We start from the raw sequence: 19,051 nt of genomic DNA on the forward strand, positions 1-19,051 counted from the left end.
ACATTATATCAGATAATTACATCTTTTTAAATAAATTATATTAATTTTTAGCTAAATAGTATATAATAATTTGTATGAAAAATGATAAATTATTATATTTAAGTGAACAAATAATTTCCGTTATGGAAAATGATGAATATAAGCCTATGAAATTCAATGATTTTGCTTATATTTTCGATATGCATTCCAAAAATCAAAAGAACCTTTTATCAAATTCTTTGAATTATTTGATAAAAGAAAAAAAGATAAAATATGTAAATAACAGATATTCCCCCACCGGCTCAAATATTTACGAAGGTGTATTTGAAAAGGGCAAGGGTTTGTTTGGTTTTGTAAATGTCGAAGGACTCGACGAAGACATATTTGTCGTTGGAAGCGAGTCTATGGAAGCTTTTTCCGGAGATAAAGTAAAAGTAGAAGTCATAAAAGAAAAAGAAGGAGACAGAAAAAGAGAAGGCAGGATAGTCGAAATCACAGAAAAAGTAAAGAGACAGACTGTCGGGACTTTTTATAAAGAAAAAACTTTCGGTTTTGTCGTAAGTGATAATCCGAACTTTACAAACGATATTTATATACCAAAAGCGGGAATAAAATATGCAAAGAATAAAGACAAAGTCGTAGTGGAAATAACGGATTTTCCTAAAGACAAAAAGAACTGGGTAGGTAAAATTACCAAGGTACTTGGTCGAAAAGATGATGAGGGAGTTGATATCGAAGCTCTTATTTATGAATACGACGTACCTTATGAATTTTCACACTTTGCTATAAAAGAAGCCGGTGAGCTTGAATTTGACAGCTTTGATAAGTTTAAAGGAAAAAGAAAAGATTTAACGAAGGAAAATATATTTACTATTGACGGTGCCACCGCAAAGGACCTCGATGATGCGGTAAGTATAGTAAAAAAAGAAAACGAATATGTGTTAAGCGTTCATATAGCAGACGTAAGCAATTATGTAAAGAGAAACAGCGAGATAGATAAAGAGGCCTACGACAGAGGGACAAGTATATATTTTGCCGACAGAGTGATCCCTATGCTACCAAGGGCTTTATGCGAAAATTTATGCTCATTAAATCCAAACGAAGAAAAGAAAGCTTTCAGTGTGGATATGAGAATAAATAAAGAGGGGAAGCTTCTTGATTATCATTTCTATAAGTCAATCATTAAATCCAAGGCTAAATTCGTTTACGATGAAGTAAATGAACTTTTTGAAGGAAGTAAAGATTTAAGAGAAGAATATTACACATACGAAGAAGATTTGAATATCATGAAAGAGCTTTATGAGCTTTTAAGGAATAGAAGATATGCAGAGGGCAATCTTGATTTTGATGTGGATGAAAATTTTATAACCGTTGAAAAGGGAGTGGTTACCGATGTTTCTCTCAGAGAAAGAGGGATAGCGGAAAGGATAATAGAGCAGTTTATGCTTGTTGCCAATACTTCCGCATGCGAATTCTTTTCTTCCATGGGGCTTAACGGGATATATAGAGTTCATGAAGAACCTGACAAAGAAAAACTTAGTGGGTTTGTTAAATTTGCAAATGCTTTAGGTTACAGGCTTAGACTTCATGACGGACACTACAGCAAAGAACTTCAGGAGTTTCTTAAATCCATAAAAGGAGATAAGAATGAACAGTTATTCAAGACCGTACTTTTAAGGTGTATGAAAAAAGCTGTCTATACTACGGAAAATAAAGGGCATTTTGCTCTCGCAATAGAAAATTATACTCACTTTACTTCTCCGATAAGAAGATATCCTGATTTAATGGTTCATAGGATTTTATCCAATATACTTCTCGGAAACATAGATTTAAATAATTTTGAGAAAGAGCGAGAAAAAATGGAGAAGAAAGCTAATCATTTGTCCAAAATGGAAAGAAGAAGTGAGGAAATGGAAAGAGAATCCGATAAAATATTTATTTGTCGGTACATGGAAAACTTTATCGATGAAGAATACGAAGGAAGAGTTTCCGGATTTAGTTCAAAAGGGATGTATGTTAAATTAGATAACAATATCGAGGGTGTGATATATTTCACGAATTTGAATGATGACTATTACATCTATGATGAAGAGCATTATTCTTTGGTCGGAAGAGACTTCGGCAGAAGATTTACCATGGGAGATAAAATAAATATAAAAGTAATTAGCGTTTCCAAATTGAAAAGAGAAGTAGAATTTTGTATAATATAATATAAAAGTTTTGATAGAGAGAGTAAAAAATGGAAGAAAAAATGAGAATAAATAAATACCTTGCAAGCTGTGGGGTAGCATCGAGAAGAAAATGCGAAGAGATAATTTCGAGGGGAAAAGTGACCATTAACGGGGAAGTTGTAAGAGAACTCGGAACTATAATCAACGTAAAAAAGGATTTGGTAAAAGTTTACGGGAAAGACGTAAGCTTAGATACAAAAAAAGTTTATTATATGTTGAATAAGCCTCAGGGAGTTATAAGTGCAAGCAAGAGTAAGTACGGAGAAGAAACCGTAGTGGATCTGCTCGGTAAAAAAGAACATAGATTATTCCCTGTGGGTAGACTGGATAAAGATACAACAGGGCTTATAATCCTTACTAATGACGGAGATTTCGCTTATAAACTTACTCATCCCAAATATGAAAAAGAAAAGACATATGAAGCTTTAGTCAAGGGTAAAGTAGACTCAAAAGCTTTAGATAAGCTTAAACAAGGTGTTGTCATTGACGGTAAAAAAACTTCCAGAGCCAAAGTAAGACTTGTAAAGATGATAGGAGTAAATTCCTTAGTGGAAATAACCCTTATCGAAGGCAGGAAAAGGCAAGTAAAGAAGATGTGCGAAAAGGTAGGTCATAAGGTTATTAAGCTTAACCGAACCATGGAGAACGGGCTTAGCCTCGGAGATTTGGAAGTAGGAGAATATAGAAAGCTTACTAAGAACGAAGTAAGCAGATTATTAAAATAGAAAAATAATGTTTAATAATGTAACGGAAATAACGAATTTAATCATTGACAATAAGGTAACTGACGGAAATATAGTCTTGGATATGACCATGGGTAACGGTAATGATACATTGTATCTTGCAAAAAAAGTCGGAGAAAAAGGTAGAGTATACGCTTTTGATATTCAAGGTAAAGCGATTAAGAATACAAAGAAACTAATTGATGAGAATGGTATAAATAACGCAGTACTTATAAACGATTCACATGAGAATGTTTTAAATTACGTTGATGATAAAGTAGATTTTGCGGTCTATAACTTAGGTTATCTTCCCGGAGGAGATAAAAGTATAGTTACTGAAAGCTCTTCCACCGTTAAAAGTATCAAAGATGTATTGACCGTTATAAATAATGACGGGCTTATCGTAATATGTGCTTATGTCGGGCATGAGGGCGGTATGGAAGAATACAAAGATATATTATCTTTTGTATCAAGTTTGAATAAGAAGAATTTTAACGTTACAAATCTTGAACATATTAACAGGAAACAGACTGCTCCTAGAATGATTATAATAGAAAGAATTAAATAATAATACATAGAGGATAAAATATAATATGAAAAAATATTTGATTATAACTTATGGATGTCAGATGAATGAAAATGACAGCGAAAAAATCAGCGGTATGGTGGAAGAGCTTGGATATACCAAGACCGAAGACGAAAAAGATGCTGATTTAATAATAATGAATACATGTTCCGTAAGAGAAAATGCAAATAACCGTTTCTTTGGTAATCTTGGTAATTTTAAGAAACTAAAGAAAAAGAAACCGGGTTTGATACTGGCGGTCTGCGGATGTATGATGCAGGAAGAACATATAGTAAAGAAAATAAAGGAGAAATATTCTTTTGTGGATATAGTTTTCGGTACTCATAATATCGCATCTCTTCCTTCTCTTTTGGAAGAGTGTGACGCAAAGAGAAAGCTAATCGTAGAAGTATTGGAAGACAGCGATAAACTTGCAGAGGGACTTCCCGTACACAGACAGTTCAAGCATAAGGCATTTGTAAGCATAATGAAAGGCTGCAACAATTTTTGTTCTTACTGCATAGTCCCTTATACAAGAGGTCGGGAAAGAAGCAGGGAGTATCAAAATATATTAAATGAAGTAAGAGAACTTGCAAATGACGGAGTTAAGGAAGTAACACTTTTAGGGCAAAATGTTAACTCTTACGGAAAAAACTTGGATGATCCGGTTTCCTTTGCTAAATTACTTAAAATGGTAAGTGAAGTCAAAGGGATAGAGAGAGTAAGGTTTATGACTTCTCATCCGAAAGATTTAAGTGATGAACTTATTGAAGTCATAAGGGATAATCCTAAGATTTGCAGACATATCCACCTACCTATGCAGTCGGGTTCAAGCAGGATATTAAAACTTATGAACAGGCATTACGATAAAGATACTTACATAAATTTAGTCAAAAAGATTAGAAGAGAAATCCCGGATGTGGCTATCACTACGGATATAATAGTTGGATTTCCAACAGAGACAGAGGAAGATTTCTTAGATACACTGGATGTTTATAAAGAATGCGAATTCGATACCGCCTTTACTTTTATTTATTCAAAAAGGGAAGGTACAAAAGCAGCTGTAATGGACGGGCAAATAGACGAAAAGACCGTTAAAGACAGATTTGACAGATTACTAAAACTTCATGATGAAATTGTTTTAAAACAAAATAAAAAATATTTAGGTAAAGAAGTTGATATTTTAATCGACGGAAAAAGCAAAACAAACGATAATGTCTTAACCGGTAGGACAAGCTCCTTTAAGCTTGTAAACTTTACAGGTAAGGGAGAAACAGGGGACATCGTAAAAGTTAAGATAACGGATATACATACATTCCATTTAAGCGGAGAAGTAATAGAATAGGAGAAAATAAAATTTATGGCATCGCTCACACCAATGATGAAGCAATATTTACAGACACACGAAGAAGTACCTGATACGATATTATTTTATAGGCTGGGAGATTTTTATGAAATGTTCTTCGATGATGCGAAGACTGCCAGCAAAGAACTCGATTTGGTCCTTACAGGCAGAGACTGCGGACTTGAAGAAAAAGCGCCTATGTGCGGAGTACCTTATCACAGTGCGGATACGTATATTGCAAAACTTGTTGAGAAAGGTTATAAAGTTGCTATATGCGAACAAGTAGAAGATCCAAAGACTGCCAAAGGTCTGGTTAAAAGGGAAGTGCAAAGAGTTATTTCACCGGGAACGATTACCGAAGGTAAGATGCTTAAAGAAGGCGAAAATAACTATATCATGTGTATTTATTACAATAAACTGGAATTCGGGGTCACTTACTGCGATATTACTACGGGAGAATTCAATGTACTTTCTCTTAGCGGAGAAAACAGAGAAAATGAGCTTTTATCTCTTCTTTCAAGAATAAATCCCGCACAGATCATAGTTAATACTATCTTATTCGAAGATTTGGATTTAAAGAAGAATATATCAAATGTTACCAAAGTAATGCTTGAACCTCATCCTTTAAATTATTTCTTTCATGATAAAGCGAAGGAATATATATTAAATCAGTTTAATGTATATTCTCTTTCTTCCATCGGGCTTGATAATAACGAAATAATCGTAAGGTCTGCGGGGGCTTTATTAAAATATCTTGATGAAACGCAAAAGAGAGCACTTATACATATAAACGAAATCAAGATAAACGAAGATAAAGACTACATGCACCTTGACTATAATACGAAGAGGAACCTTGAAATAGTAGAGAATTTAAGGACTAACAACAAAAAAGATACTTTGCTTGATGTCCTTGACAATACTATAACTTCTATGGGCGCAAGGGAGCTTAAAAAATGGGTACTTGAACCTTTAACAAATAAAGATAAAATCGTACTCAGACAGGACGCAATCAAACTTTTCATAGATGATGTTATGATACTTGAAGATATAAGTTCAAACTTAAAATATGTCAAGGATATGGAAAGGATAATTTCCAGACTTTCTTTAGATATAGCAAACGGAAGAGATCTTCTTGCTTTAAAAGAATCTATTGGCGTAATCCCGAGGGTAAGAATACTTCTTTCAAAACTTATGAAGGATTCACCGCTTTTAAGTGAAATATATACAAAGCTAGATGAACTCAGCGATATATATGATTTGATTGAAGCTTCCATTGATGATGACTGTCAGGTCAGCCTTAAAAACGGAGGAATAGTTAAGCTTGGGTATAGTGAGGAAATCGACGAGCTTAAAAATTTAAAGAATAATTCCGCACAAATTTTAGCCAATATCGAAAAAGACGAAAAAGAAAAGACAGGTATCAAAAACCTTAAGATCAAATATAATAAAGTCTTTGGTTATTTCCTTGAAGTGACTTCTTCTTATGCAAGTCTTGTTCCCGACTATTTTATCCGTAAGCAGACATTGGCTAACTCAGAAAGGTATTTTACAGAAGAGCTTAAAGATATTGAAGTAAAGTTACTAAGTGTGGAAGAAAAGTTAAAAGAAAAAGAATATAAAATATACGTAGATATAAAGAACGAAGTTTTAAAAAATATAAAGAGAATTCAAATGACAGCTAAGATGATAGCTGTTATAGACGCTGTTATTTCTCTCGCTGTTGTCGCAAAGAAAAATCACTACGTTAAACCTACCATTACGGAAAACGGAAGCATGATAATCAAAGAGGGAAGACATCCGGTAGTCGAGAAGATAACCGGTCTTGATAATTTTATACATAACGATACATTACTGGATAACGAAGATAACAGGATGCTTATAATCACAGGTGCCAATATGGCGGGTAAATCTACTTATATCAGGCAAGTCGCACTTATATCCATAATGGCGCAAATAGGTTCTTTCGTTCCTGCGACTTCCGCAAGTATAAGTATTGTCGACAGGGTATTTACGAGAGTAGGGGCAAGCGATGACCTTGCCAGCGGACAGAGTACTTTTATGGTTGAAATGAGTGAGGTATCCAATATCCTCAAATATGCCACAAAGAATTCTCTTGTTATACTTGATGAAGTGGGAAGAGGGACTTCCACTTTTGACGGACTTAGTATAGCCCATGCGGTAATAGAATATTTGCTTGACAAAAGTAAAATAGGAGCAAAGACTTTGTTTGCCACTCATTACCATGAGCTTACAGAGCTTGAAGGAGAGCAAAACGGAGTTAAGAATTATTCTATCAGGCTTGAAAGCAACGGAGATGAAATAGTCTTTTTAAGAAAAATAGAAAGAGGCGGTATAGATAAGAGCTACGGTATTGAGGTAGGAAAGCTTGCGGGTCTTCCGGACGAAGTAATAAAGAGAAGTATGCAAATCCTCGATGTACTCGAAGAAAACGAAGAAACCTATAAGAATAAGATTGACGCTATGAATGCTCATATAAGAATGAGTAATAATTCCTTTACTCAGTTATCCATAGGACAAAATCCCGATGATGAAAGATTAAAGGAAAAATATACTTTGAGTAAGAAAGCCGTAAATAAGATAAAGACTCTTCCTATAGAGAGTATGAGCCCTATCGAAGTAATGAATTTTGTATATGAATTAAAACAGTCATTGGAAAAAGAGGAAATTTAATTATGACAAGTGTAATTAAAAAGCTTTCGGATGAACTTATAAATAAAATTTCGGCAGGAGAGGTTGTAGTTTCTCCTGCTTCGGTCATTAAAGAGCTTGTTGAAAATTCAATAGATGCAGGAGCCGACCATATAAAAATAGAAATCGAAAACGGCGGGAAGACCAAAATTTTGGTAAGTGATAACGGGATAGGGATAAAATCCGATGAAATGGAGCTGGCTTTCAATAAAAATGCCACATCCAAAATCGATAGTTTAGATAAGTTATCGAGCATAGATACCCTTGGTTTCAGAGGAGAGGCTTTATTTAGTATTTCCGTCGTAAGCAAAGTAAAAATAAGAAGTAAATACAAAGATGAAAACATAGGGACTTCTGCTACGGTCATAAACGGGAAAGTTCAAAACATCAAAAATCTTGCTTTAAATACCGGAACGAGGATAGAAGTAGAGGATCTGTTTTATAATACTCCCGCAAGAAGAAAACATATGAAAAGTGCAAAAGCAGAAAAGACCGCTTCACTTGATATAATTTCAAAACTTGCGATCGCCAATCCGAGTATTGCTTTTAGTGTATACAGTGATAATAAGGAAGTATTTGTTACACTTGGAGATAACAATATAAGAAATGTAGTAAGCGTAATTTTAGGTCATGAATTTGTATCAAAGATGATAGAGGTCAATTACAATGATGAACCGCTTACCGTAAAGGGATTTACTCTTTCTCCCAATTATTTGGACAGACAAAATGAGGAGAGCATATTTATAATAAACGGAAGATACGTTAAAAACGATACTTTGAATAAAGCCATAAACAGTATTTACAGGGAACAGTACGGGCTTTTTACAAAGAGGATCTCTTATGTTCTATACATAAAGCTTCCTTATAATTTTACGGATGTAAACATTCACCCCGCAAAGACAAGCATATCTTTCAGAAACGAAACACTTATTAATATGCTAATATGCGAAGGAGTAAGGAGTGCACTTCGAGAATCAATAAACCTGAATGATAATGCAATCGGAGAAAGAAAGAAAAAAGAAAATCCTTTTGAAAACCAAATTGCATTCGAAGAGTCAAGCAGCTATGTTGTCGGTGATAAAGATATATCTATAGGCGGTCATAGAGAAAATTTAAACGTAGATAAGAAAGATGTCATTGAAGATAATATCAATGAGGAAACAAATAAATACGACATTATAAATAAAGATTATATGACGGCTTCATATGATAATGACAGTGAACCTGCATATTTTAATGAAAGTGCAAGTACTTCTTATACTTCTTTTGATGATAACTTAATAAAAGATATTCCGGTCATAAATCCTATAGAGACTAATGTATTCACAAATAAGAATGAAGAAGAATTAGCGGAGCAAAAGAATATAGTAGACAGAAGTATATTTGATAAAATAATCAATATGCACTTTGTTGGGACCGCCTTTAAGGCTTATGCCATATTTGAAAGCGGAGAAACTTTATATATAATGGATACTCACGCAAGCCATGAAAGAGTTTTATACGACAAATACTTATCTGAATTCAAGAAACATAGTGTCAGTACTCAGATACTTGTTTCTCCGTTCGTCCTTGAATTGAGCGTTATACATAAGGATATATGTTTAAATAATCTTAAACTGCTTAAAAATCTTGGATATGAAATCGAAGACTTTTCCGGTAATAATGTGATAATAAGAGAAATCCCGGAAATGTTATCTATGGAGGATACAAAAGAAGTGATTTTAAATTTATTGTCTTCTCTAAAAGATACATCAATGCTTAATAATGAAATCAACAGAAATGAAAGGCTTATAAAGAATGCATGTCATCATGCTGTAAGGGGACATGACGATATTTCTAAAGAAGAAGCGATAAAGCTTTTAAGTGATTTAAAGTTATCGGATAATCCTTTTTCTTGTCCTCATTCCAGACCGACTATTTCTAAGATAAAAAAGAAATATTTTGAAAAAATGTTCCAAAGGATTTAAATATGAATAAAGTTGTAGTTATTGCAGGTCCCACCGCATCGGGGAAAAGTGGGCTTGCCGTAGAGCTTGCTAAAAAGATAAACGGAGAGATAATCTCTGCGGATTCGGTGCAGGTTTATAAATATATGGATATAGGTTCCGCTAAAGTAACAGAAGAAGAAATGCAGGGGATAAAACATTATTTGGTAGACGAGTTCTATCCAAATGAAGATTTTAACGTTTCCGTTTTTGTAGATAAAGGAATAGAGTATATAAATGAAATACTCTCTAAAGGAAAAGTTCCCATCATAGTTGGTGGAAGCGGATTATACGTCGACGCTCTTATATATGATTCTTATGACTTTGAAGAAGAGAATAGTGATAAGAGCTATAGAGAGTATCTTGAAAATTTAGCAAAAGAAAATGGCAAACAATACGTATATGATATGCTTGTTGAAGCCGATAAGGAAAGTGCTGATGAAATACATCCAAATAACTTAAAAAGGGTCATAAGGGCGCTGGAGATATATAAAAAGACGGGAAAGAAGAAAAGCGATAGGAAAGAAAGAAAAAAAGAATATAGATTTAAAGATACTTATTATTTTTGTTTAAATGACAATAGAGAAAAGCTATATGAAAAAATAGATAAAAGAGTAGATGAAATGATAAGTTTGGGGCTTGTGGATGAAGTAAAATCTCTTCTTCATATGGGATACGATGAAAGCTTAAATTCCATGAGAGCTCTTGGATATAAGGAAATAGTAAGCTTTTTAAAAGGGGATATTTCATTAGAGCAAGCTATCTATATCATAAAGAGGGATACCAGACATTTTGCAAAGAGACAGCTTACGTGGTTCAGGCATAACGAAGATGTAATATGGCTTAGTAAAGAAGATTATAAAGATACAAAAGATATATTAACTTTTATGAGGGGGATAATCAATGAGTAGTTTTGCCGCACAAAAGGCAATCAATATTGTAAAAGAAGCAGAAAAAAGAATAAAATATAAATTTGAAGAAATAGATGATATATGTGAATATAATACATTCAAAGTTTTGAGTGCAATGCAAAATCATCGTCTTTCCCTAAGACATTTTAATGAAAGCACCGGATATGCTTATGATGACGAGGGAAGGGAAATAACCGAGAAGATTTATGCAGAGGTGTTCGGCGGAGAAGCTGCCCTTGTAAGACCTCAAATAGTTAGCGGGACTCATGCTATAAGTTTAATGCTCTACGGGGTGTTAAGACCGGGAGATACACTTTTAAGTATTACCGGAGACCCTTATGATACAATTAGGTCTACCATCGGTATAAACGATAACGGAGAAAACCTCGGTTCACTTAAAGATTATAATGTGGATTATGATAAAGTGAATTTAAAAGACGGAGGGGAAATCGATTTTGATGAGGTTAAAAAGAAGCTAAATGATAAAGTAAAAGCGGTATTCATTCAGCGTTCAAGCGGATATACCGACGCGAAAGCCTTATCCATAAGAAAGATAGAAGAAGCTTGTAAATTTGTCAAAGGTATAAAAAAAGACGTATTAGTTCTTGTCGACAATTGTTACGGAGAATTCCTTGAAAAGAAAGAACCGTTGGAAGTTGGTGCTGATTTGATTGCTGGTTCATTAATAAAAAATCCGGGCGGAGGTCTTGTTTCCGTCGGCGGTTATATAATAGGCAGCAGGGAAAATATCAAAAAAGTTGCTTCCCGCCTTACGGCTCCGGGTATAGCTCTTGAGGTAGGGGCAAATCTGGGCGTCATCCGCTCTTATTTGCAGGGACTTTTTATGGCGAGTAAAGTTACAAGCGGAGCAATAAAAGGCGCTATACTGGCTGCCAGCGTGTTTGAGAGCATAGGATACAGAGTATTCCCGGGTGTGGATGACGAAAGAAGCGATATTATCCAGGCTGTGGTTCTGGGAAGCAGAGAAAAGGTATGTGCTTACTGTGAAGGTATTCAGGAAGCTGCTCCGGTAGATTCTTACGTTACTCCTGAACCTTGGGATATGCCGGGATATGATGATCAGGTAATAATGGCTGCGGGGAATTTTATTGAAGGCTCTTCAATAGAACTCAGTGCCGATGCACCTATGAAAGAACCTTATATCGTGTATCAGCAGGGCGGACTTACTTATGAGCATTCTAAGATAGGTACTATCAAAGCTTTGGATAAAATACTTAAACTTGATGAGGTAAGATAAATGTTGGTAATGGTAGTAGACGGAAAAGGCGGAGGGATAGGTGTAAGCCTAATTGAAAAAATAAAAGAAAAAAAGCTTGATGTAGATATCATAGGCGTCGGTACGAACTCCATTGCAATGTCGGGAATGAATAAGCTGGGTATAGACTGTGCCAGCGGTGAAAATCCCGTAGTTTACAATGCAGGTAAAGCGGATTTTATACTCGGACCTATGGGTATACTTACCGCAAATGCCATGTTTGGCGAGATAACTCCCAAAATGGCTCATGCAATATCCGAGAGTGAAGCTAAAAAGATATTGATACCTATGAATAAATGCAATGTTATAACCGTCGGTGTCGTGAATAAGAGCATAAATGAGTATATAGAAGAAGCAGTCAGTATTTTAAAAGAAGAAGTTGAAAAAAAGAAAAGCAGATAAAGTCTGCTTTTTTATTTTTTCTCAAAAGCCACAAATCCCGGATCAGTGGGGTGGTCGAAGACTTTGATGTCTTTATATTTAAGTAAATGAAGGATTATAAGCAAATCTCCTCCCGCAAATAACATATTTAGAATTGAGAATAAGAATAAAAATCTGGTTGGGTATATAAACATTGATAACATCGGGATTATACCAAGGATGACAAAGGGCATTAATGCTCCGATCATATATCCATTTTTAGATAATGTTTCCCTGCAGTGAGCGTAGGGCATAAGTGCACTAAGATTAAATCCGAATTTAATGCTTTTAAATCTATATTTACAATAAAAGCTCCATGTAAAGCCGTGAATGAATTCATGTATTAACAATGAAGCTATCAATATGATTATAAAATTGACTGCTGTGAACTGAAATGAGTTATCGAAATTTTTATAGTTAAGTATGTAGTAGACAATTGGGATTATCATAAAGGGAAGCGGTGTTAATATCCCAAATATATTAGCATTAAGAGGAGAAATGATATGGTCTTTTCTTTTATAACCTTCGTTACTCATTTTATTTATTACATTATTGAACTCTTCTTTTTCTCTTATTTCTTTTTCCTTTTTATTCATATAAAAACCTTTCTTACTCGCTAAATAGTTTAATCGTATTTTAACATAATATTTATTACTTTTATATATTTACTTTTATAAAATAAAAAGATATGACGAAATCGTCATATCTTCATTATTAAATTTCATTCTTGATTTTTCTCAGTCCGCTTTTTTCAAGTCTTGAGACTTGTGCCTGACTTATACCTATTTCATTTGCAACTTCAATTTGAGTTCTTCCCAAATAATATCTCTTAAGTATTATTTCTTTTTCTCTTCCTTTTAGCTTTTCAACAGCTTCTTTTAAGGAAAGTTTTTCCGTCCAATTTTCTTCTCTGTTTTTTTCGTCTCCCACTTGGTCGATAAGTGAAATGCTGTCACCGTTATCGTTATACATTTGGTCGTATAAAGAACAGGGTTCCACTATTGAATCGAGAGCAAAATTCAAGTCTTTTTCCTTAACTCCCAGCTTTTTCGCTATTTCTCTGTTGGTGGGATTTGTATCTTTATGAGCTTCTTTGTATTTTAAAGCTTTATAAGCCATATCTTTAAGCGAACGGCTTACTCTTATAGTTCCGTTATCCCTTAAATATCTTCTGACTTCTCCGATTATCATAGGTACCGCATAAGTCGAGAATTTAACTCCGAACTTCACATCAAAATTATCTATCGCTTTGATAAGTCCTATACATCCAACCTGAAATAAATCATCCATATTCTCATTTCTGTTTGAAAAACGCTGAACAACACTTAAAACTAGTCTTAAGTTGCATCTGATAAATTCGTTTTTTAAATCTTCTTCACCATTCTTAATCCTTATTAACATATCCTCGATTTCTTTATTGTTTAAATTTGGTAATGTTGCGGTATTCACACCGCAGATCTCTACTTTACGTATCATATTTTATTTCCTCCGGTTAATAAGTTTTGTCACTATATAAATTTTTACCGAGGATAGTAAAGTTATTCTATTTATCCATTAAAAAACAAGGAAGTTAATGGAAGTTATTTTCCACTGACTTTAAAAAAAAATAGAATTATAGTATAATGATTTATATTTTGTATAAGGAGATAAAAATGCCTAGATTTTTTTGCATAAATAAAGAAAATGACAAATTTTATTTGGATAAAGAAGATAGTAAACATATAATAAAATCCCTTAGGATGAAAGAAGGGGATAATATCACGATATGCGATAAGAACGGATATGACTATGAGTGTGAACTGATAATAGATAGTGAAAATGTTCAGGGGAAAATAATATCAAAAAAAGAAAATGATACCGAACCAAACGTTAAGATCACACTGTATCAGGCACTTCCGAAATCGGATAAATTTGAAACCATAGTTCAAAAAGCCGTGGAGCTTGGGATATATGAAATAGTACCTATAATGACTAACAGATGTATTTCAAGACCGGATAAAAAATCTATGAAGAAAAAAATAGAAAGATATAATAAAATCGCTTTTGAAGCCGCCAAACAAAGCGGGAGAGGTATTATTCCAAGAGTACGAGAAATGATTGGTTTTAAAGAGGCAGTAAAAGAAATAAAAGATTATGATATGAAAATTTTATTTTACGAAAATGGGGGAGAAAGCCTTAAGGATTTCAAGTATGAAAATTTAAATGATATTGCTTTTATCGTAGGAAGCGAAGGGGGATTTGACGCTTTGGAAGCCGGATATGCTAAAGAAAACGATATTACCTTAATGGGACTTGGCAAGAGGATCTTAAGGTGTGAAACGGCTCCTATCGCTGCTCTTTCCGCTCTTATGCTGCTTACGGATAATATGTAATTATTTAATAACCTTAGATTTATAAATAATTTAACAAATAAAAAAGAGATAGTTTTATATTATCTCTTTTTTATTTGTATTTTAACTGTAATATTTTAGGTCGTTTTTCTGTTTTTTATTTTAGAGATTATAAGCACTAAAATAGGAAGAATAAATGCAGTAAATAAGAAGTACCACTTGAATTTAAAAAGTAATAATAGTAGCTTATTAATGGTTGAAGGTAATATCATAACAGTAAAAAATACTATTATTGTATAAATTATATTTATCTCTTTAATATTACTTAAGTTCATAATATGTTTCAGTCCGAGCATTGCGGCATAGGAACAAACGGATATCTTGACTAAAGTAGTTATAAAGAAATTAAAAGCAACGATTATTTCCATTCTGGTCACGTAAGTTCCTATACTGGACAGTCCGACGGTAATAAAAGTAGGGTATGGGACTTTTAATAAAAGCGGAAATCCAAGTACAAATATATTTGTAAAGTATATAAGCATGATTAATATAAAGCTTACAGTAAATGCAATAGAATAGCTTTTTTTAATATTTTCATTTTTGTTTATATTATTTATTATAAACCCGAAGAGTACTATATCCCCGAAGGGGAGGATTATACTTAATAGTAAATTATCGTATATATTATCCATATTCAGTGTTAAAAGCGAATTTAAATTGTTAATGTCGAACATTTTAACCGAGAATAATATCCCAAATAAAATAACGATAATATTTATTGGTATCAAAAATGTAGATAATTTCCCAAGGGTAATTATATTTCTCTTAAGGGTCAAAAAAATCAACAATAAAAATATTATTGTAGTAATTATTACAGGGGTTTTTATCAAAATATTATTTTTTGTAAATATAATGAAATATCTCAAATAAAATATTTCAAGTATAAATGCATATATCACAAAAAATAAATTTATAATCTTAGAAAAAAATTTATTAAAACTGTCGTCTATTACCGTAAATAAATTTTTTTTGTTGTTCTTTATTATTATGGTGCATGTTGTTATCGGTATCAAAGCCGCTAGGAAAGAAATTATTATATATAGCGGGTGAGGAGTCGTGTAGAATGTATAGCCTGTCATAATTGCCGTACCGAGCATGTAAAGTATCATCATAGATGTCATTTCTTTTGTTGATAGTTTATCCATTTTACTCCTCCATATCTTCTTTAAGTGTTACGTGTACTTCAATATTTCTATTTAAATTTTCGTAAAACTTATTCCAGTTTTGATTGTTCTTTTTTTCTTTATAATTGTTTAAATGATATCCGTAGCCGAATATATCAAGTTTAAACCTCTTTTGAGTCTCTTCTATAAAGTTACTTAAATCTGTTTCTAACTTGTTTTCCAAAGCACTTTTCAACTTTTCTTTTGATGTAGTTTTCTTCTCGTTGCTTTCAATATATGCATTTACATCCATATCAATATTTAATCTATTATTTTTAATACTTGTTCTTGTTTTCTTTAATGAAACCTTTGCATTGATAAGGTTGTCTTCTTCTTTCATTTTGATTTGAATTGAATTTTTCTCGTTCATTAAAAGAGAATAATAATTTACATCTTTGTCGTCAATATATCCCGCAAGCTTATCTCCTTTAAAGACTGCAATTTTATTTGCATAAAAGTTTTTCTTTTCTTCGCTTTTGGCAACCTTTATAACCGGAAGAGTAAGTTCTATACCGGAGTTTTCAATTGAATTTATGATTTTATATGCCCTGGAATTATCACTGAAAAGTTTATTCTTGCTCAGCTGTTCAAGGATCTCAAAACCGTGAAAAGTTTCATGACCTTCTTTTGACATTAATATTTCCTCGGCTGATGAGCCATAGGTTGTAGTAAAAATAGTATTAAATCTTAGATTATTTTTTTCATATACAAGGTTTAAGATATCGTAAATCCCGTCTTCTTTTGCGTATTTTTCCCCGACTATAATAAGTTCGCAGTGAGTAAGATTTACTTTGTTATTGAACTTCCCGTCAAGTATACTGAGGGCTTCATATATTGAATCTCCCTTTGATGTTATTACTTCCGGTTTTACGTTAAGCTCCCCGCCGTAATCGCTTGCGTCCAGAGTTTCCGCACTTACTACATATCCGTCTGATACTTTATCTACCCCTAAAGTAAATATCAATATTTCTCTTTCAAGTTCCGAGTAGTCATAGCATGAACATAGCAGGGGAATCATAAATGTTAAAAGTATTATAGATAATATTTTTTTACCTTTCATATCATTCCCTCCTATCCGTCTTTTCCGACATATCTACAGGTCTTGTATTCATTTTGAACCACGGCGCTCTGTAGAAACTATCTTTGAACTGCTGAGGAGAGTGGAATGCTACATCTGCTGTGTAAGACATCCCGAAGGATTCAAGACTTGATATATGAACTATAAGAAATAAAAATGCGATAATAAATCCATAAAGTCCGAACATAGATGATAGTATGATAAAAATAAATCTAAAGATTATAGTAGAACCTTTTACGCTTGGTATCATTAGTTCGCTTATTGCTGAAAGAGCCACTACTATTATCATAGGTGCACTTATAAGTCTTGCTTCCACTGCGGCTTGTCCGACTACAAGCCCTCCTACAATCCCAAGAGCAGTGCTTGCACCGCTGCCGCTCCTGTTTCCCGCTTCTCCCAAAATTTCAAATATTATTATCATAAGTATGCACTCCGTAAAGGAAGAGCAGGGGAGTCCTTCTCTTGCCCCAATGATACTTATTGCAAGATTGCTGGGGAGTATTTCTTTATGAAAAGTTATTATGGCAAGATAAAGCGCTGGGATACATATCGCCAAAAAAAAGCTTACTATCCTTATCATTCTGGTAAAGGAAGCGAAGTAATAATTTAAATAATAATCGTCTCCGGACATGAAGTTCTCAATAAATAAATACGGGACCGTCATAACTATAGGCGTTCCGTCCACAAATAAAGCGACCCTGCCTTCAAGTATTTTGCTTGCTACGATATCCGGCTTTTCATATGTTCCCGCTGTTTTAAAAGGGGAGCGTTTATCATCTTTTATAGATTCCAAGACGTAATTTACATCAAGGACCGAATCTATATCAATTTTTTTAAGTCTTCTTTTTATTTCTTTTAGTACTTTTTTATCCACGAGACCGTCGACGTATGCCAGACAAGTTTTTGTTTTTGTTATTTTACCTAAAGAAGAAAATTCAAATTTTAAATTAGGACTTTGAATTTTTCTTCTGAGCATAGAAAGATTGGTGAGTATATTTTCCTGAAATCCTTCCCTGGGACCTTTTGTTATCCTGTCTGTAGGAGGCTCCATTATTGACCTCATCATAAAACCTTTGGTATCTATGCTTAGTGCTGTATTCTGCCCTTCTATTAAAAGGATAGTATTACCGTAGAGTAAATCGGAAAACATATCTTCAAAGGTAGTTATTTCTTTTAAATCATTTGAATAGAGTATTTTGTCTTCCAGTTTTTTTATTATGTTAAATTTAAAGACGATTTTCTTGTTTTCAAGTATTGCTTTTATTATGTCCTCATTTATTCTTTCGCTGTTTGACATTCCGTCTATAAACATCAATAAATAATCAATTCCTTGATTGTTAAAATGTCTGTACCTTATCGTATCATCATTATTGAATTGATTTTTGATTATCGCTGTATTTATTTTTAAGCTCTTGTGTAATTTATTCATATTAAACCTTCAAATCTATAAAAAATAATTGTCTTCGTCGTCTTTGATGTTCTGATTTTTTAATTGGATATTTATATTATCTTCACTGTCCAGTGTCATTAAAATAACATCTTTTATTTTATATCCTCTTGAACTGACTTCATTATCAAGCCATTTTCTGTCTTTTTTCATGTTTCTTAAATTAGCTTCCATTATATTTCCGTCGATGATTACATTTGCGGATAAACTGCTTTGTGTTGTCGGAACGGAAATATCCTTTAATATCGTAGGTCTGTAATTTTCTTTGGGAAGTATACTTATATCTCCTGTAGTTTCCATGATTGCGTATTCAACATTTGATAAATCAAAATATCCTTTTATTCTAAGCTGTGTTAATAAATCATTTATATCAAATTTATTTTTATTTAAATTTTTTTCGATTATTTTTCCTTTGAATACAAGTAATGTAGGTATTCCTGTTAAAAGCTTTCTTCCTTGTATACTTTTATCAGTAATATATGCTGTTGTAATTGATATTAATGTATACAAAGCCATTGCGATAACAGGTGAATACCAAGGTATATCGGAATTGACTGACATTTCTGCGGTAAGATTACCTATTGTTATGCCCATTATATAATCTAAAAAAGTCAGTTGAGTTATTTGTCTGGGACCTGTCAATTTTGTAAGTAAAAATATAACTAAAGCTGAAAGGGCAGCTCTCCATAAAACAAAAAAAGATGCATCTAATACGTTATCCATAATATCCTCCATTTATTTGTAATATATTTTTTTCCAAAATAGGTACAAATATACTTTAATTAAAATAAAGAATTTTTATAATACAAAAACACCTGCATTAATGCAGG

General features: G+C 33.1%; 16 protein-coding genes. 10 read left to right on the forward strand and 6 right to left on the reverse strand.

The window, feature by feature from the left end; all coding sequences use genetic code 11:
- Nucleotides 1-74: 74 nt before the first annotated feature.
- Genes rnr through NSA01_RS01960 form a run of 9 tightly spaced genes read left to right on the forward strand, consistent with a single transcriptional unit; the run spans nt 75 to nt 12,125 of the window.
- Entirely contained in the window at nt 75-2,189 is a 2,115-nt protein-coding gene (rnr, locus tag NSA01_RS01920; protein ID WP_257479835.1) for a ribonuclease R, read from the forward strand.
- A gap of 29 nt (nt 2,190-2,218) precedes the next feature.
- Nucleotides 2,219-2,935 carry a pseudouridine synthase gene (locus NSA01_RS01925; RefSeq protein ID WP_257479836.1) on the forward strand — a complete coding sequence of 239 codons (717 nt, stop codon included), beginning with the start codon at nt 2,219-2,221 and terminating at the stop codon, nt 2,933-2,935.
- A 7-nt stretch (nt 2,936-2,942) separates the two neighbouring features.
- Nucleotides 2,943-3,500: a tRNA (mnm(5)s(2)U34)-methyltransferase gene (locus tag NSA01_RS01930; RefSeq protein WP_257479837.1), complete on the forward strand. Its 558-nt coding sequence runs from the start codon at nt 2,943-2,945 to the stop codon at nt 3,498-3,500.
- Between the two features lie 25 nt (nt 3,501-3,525).
- Nucleotides 3,526-4,842, forward strand: a complete 1,317-nt coding sequence (miaB, locus tag NSA01_RS01935) for a tRNA (N6-isopentenyl adenosine(37)-C2)-methylthiotransferase MiaB (RefSeq protein WP_257479838.1) — start codon at nt 3,526-3,528, stop codon at nt 4,840-4,842.
- A gap of 15 nt (nt 4,843-4,857) precedes the next feature.
- Complete coding sequence (mutS, locus tag NSA01_RS01940; RefSeq protein WP_257479839.1) at nt 4,858-7,533, forward strand: DNA mismatch repair protein MutS; 2,676 nt, start codon at nt 4,858-4,860, stop codon at nt 7,531-7,533.
- A 2-nt stretch (nt 7,534-7,535) separates the two neighbouring features.
- The gene (mutL, locus tag NSA01_RS01945; protein WP_257479840.1) at nt 7,536-9,518 is read left to right on the forward strand and encodes a DNA mismatch repair endonuclease MutL; all 1,983 of its coding nucleotides are present in this window, start codon (nt 7,536-7,538) and stop codon (nt 9,516-9,518) included.
- Nucleotides 9,519-9,520: 2 nt separating this feature from the next.
- Nucleotides 9,521-10,447 (forward strand): tRNA (adenosine(37)-N6)-dimethylallyltransferase MiaA, encoded by a 927-nt coding sequence (gene miaA, locus NSA01_RS01950; RefSeq protein WP_257479841.1) that lies wholly within the window; start codon nt 9,521-9,523, stop codon nt 10,445-10,447.
- The gene (locus NSA01_RS01955; RefSeq protein ID WP_257479842.1) at nt 10,440-11,705 is read left to right on the forward strand and encodes a methionine gamma-lyase family protein; all 1,266 of its coding nucleotides are present in this window, start codon (nt 10,440-10,442) and stop codon (nt 11,703-11,705) included. Before miaA ends, NSA01_RS01955 begins: the two co-directional genes overlap by 8 nt.
- Entirely contained in the window at nt 11,706-12,125 is a 420-nt protein-coding gene (locus NSA01_RS01960; protein ID WP_257479843.1) for a DUF3842 family protein, read from the forward strand.
- Between the two features lie 11 nt (nt 12,126-12,136).
- Here the strand turns inward: NSA01_RS01960 and NSA01_RS01965 are convergent, their stop codons facing one another.
- The gene (locus tag NSA01_RS01965) at nt 12,137-12,739 is read right to left on the reverse strand and encodes a DUF3267 domain-containing protein (RefSeq protein ID WP_257479844.1); all 603 of its coding nucleotides are present in this window, start codon (nt 12,737-12,739) and stop codon (nt 12,137-12,139) included.
- Between the two features lie 118 nt (nt 12,740-12,857).
- A complete protein-coding gene (gene sigG / locus NSA01_RS01970) occupies nt 12,858-13,619 on the reverse strand; it encodes an RNA polymerase sporulation sigma factor SigG (protein ID WP_007048891.1) in 762 nt (253 codons plus the stop codon).
- A gap of 176 nt (nt 13,620-13,795) precedes the next feature.
- On the opposite strand from sigG, the gene NSA01_RS01975 reads away from it, so the two are divergent.
- Nucleotides 13,796-14,515: a 16S rRNA (uracil(1498)-N(3))-methyltransferase gene (locus tag NSA01_RS01975; RefSeq protein WP_117532283.1), complete on the forward strand. Its 720-nt coding sequence runs from the start codon at nt 13,796-13,798 to the stop codon at nt 14,513-14,515.
- Nucleotides 14,516-14,610: 95 nt separating this feature from the next.
- Here NSA01_RS01975 and NSA01_RS01980 read toward each other — a convergent pair whose 3' ends face one another.
- The 4 genes from NSA01_RS01980 to NSA01_RS01995 are packed head-to-tail and all read right to left on the reverse strand — an operon-like array spanning nt 14,611 to nt 18,944.
- Nucleotides 14,611-15,678, reverse strand: coding sequence for an endospore germination permease (locus NSA01_RS01980; protein WP_257479845.1), 1,068 nt, complete (start codon nt 15,676-15,678; stop codon nt 14,611-14,613).
- Nucleotide 15,679: 1 nt separating this feature from the next.
- The gene (locus NSA01_RS01985; RefSeq protein WP_257479846.1) at nt 15,680-16,756 is read right to left on the reverse strand and encodes a Ger(x)C family spore germination protein; all 1,077 of its coding nucleotides are present in this window, start codon (nt 16,754-16,756) and stop codon (nt 15,680-15,682) included.
- Nucleotide 16,757: 1 nt separating this feature from the next.
- Nucleotides 16,758-18,203: a spore germination protein gene (locus NSA01_RS01990; RefSeq protein ID WP_257479847.1), complete on the reverse strand. Its 1,446-nt coding sequence runs from the start codon at nt 18,201-18,203 to the stop codon at nt 16,758-16,760.
- Between the two features lie 15 nt (nt 18,204-18,218).
- On the reverse strand, nt 18,219-18,944 hold the full coding sequence (locus NSA01_RS01995) for a DUF421 domain-containing protein (RefSeq protein WP_257479848.1): 726 nt from the start codon (nt 18,942-18,944) through the stop codon (nt 18,219-18,221).
- Nucleotides 18,945-19,051 lie beyond the last annotated feature (107 nt).

Origin of the sequence: Anaerofustis stercorihominis (assembly GCF_024623185.1) — a bacterium.
In the GTDB taxonomy this organism is placed as follows: domain Bacteria; phylum Bacillota; class Clostridia; order Eubacteriales; family Anaerofustaceae; genus Anaerofustis.

Excerpts from the sequence above, each read along its gene's own strand:
- miaA (WP_257479841.1), top strand. The coding sequence starts at position 9,521 with ATGAATAAAGTTGTAGTTATTGCAGGTCCCACCGCATCGGGGAAAAGT.
- mutS (WP_257479839.1), top strand. The coding sequence starts at position 4,858 with ATGGCATCGCTCACACCAATGATGAAGCAATATTTACAGACACACGAA.
- NSA01_RS01925 (WP_257479836.1), top strand. The coding sequence starts at position 2,219 with ATGGAAGAAAAAATGAGAATAAATAAATACCTTGCAAGCTGTGGGGTA.
- NSA01_RS01975 (WP_117532283.1), top strand. The coding sequence starts at position 13,796 with ATGCCTAGATTTTTTTGCATAAATAAAGAAAATGACAAATTTTATTTG.
- miaB (WP_257479838.1), top strand. The coding sequence starts at position 3,526 with ATGAAAAAATATTTGATTATAACTTATGGATGTCAGATGAATGAAAAT.
- NSA01_RS01955 (WP_257479842.1), top strand. The coding sequence starts at position 10,440 with ATGAGTAGTTTTGCCGCACAAAAGGCAATCAATATTGTAAAAGAAGCA.
- sigG (WP_007048891.1), bottom strand. The coding sequence starts at position 13,619 with ATGATACGTAAAGTAGAGATCTGCGGTGTGAATACCGCAACATTACCA.
- rnr (WP_257479835.1), top strand. The coding sequence starts at position 75 with ATGAAAAATGATAAATTATTATATTTAAGTGAACAAATAATTTCCGTT.
- NSA01_RS01965 (WP_257479844.1), bottom strand. The coding sequence starts at position 12,739 with ATGAATAAAAAGGAAAAAGAAATAAGAGAAAAAGAAGAGTTCAATAAT.
- NSA01_RS01980 (WP_257479845.1), bottom strand. The coding sequence starts at position 15,678 with ATGGATAAACTATCAACAAAAGAAATGACATCTATGATGATACTTTAC.
- NSA01_RS01990 (WP_257479847.1), bottom strand. The coding sequence starts at position 18,203 with ATGAATAAATTACACAAGAGCTTAAAAATAAATACAGCGATAATCAAA.
- NSA01_RS01930 (WP_257479837.1), top strand. The coding sequence starts at position 2,943 with ATGTTTAATAATGTAACGGAAATAACGAATTTAATCATTGACAATAAG.
- NSA01_RS01985 (WP_257479846.1), bottom strand. The coding sequence starts at position 16,756 with ATGAAAGGTAAAAAAATATTATCTATAATACTTTTAACATTTATGATT.
- NSA01_RS01995 (WP_257479848.1), bottom strand. The coding sequence starts at position 18,944 with ATGGATAACGTATTAGATGCATCTTTTTTTGTTTTATGGAGAGCTGCC.
- NSA01_RS01960 (WP_257479843.1), top strand. The coding sequence starts at position 11,706 with ATGTTGGTAATGGTAGTAGACGGAAAAGGCGGAGGGATAGGTGTAAGC.
- mutL (WP_257479840.1), top strand. The coding sequence starts at position 7,536 with ATGACAAGTGTAATTAAAAAGCTTTCGGATGAACTTATAAATAAAATT.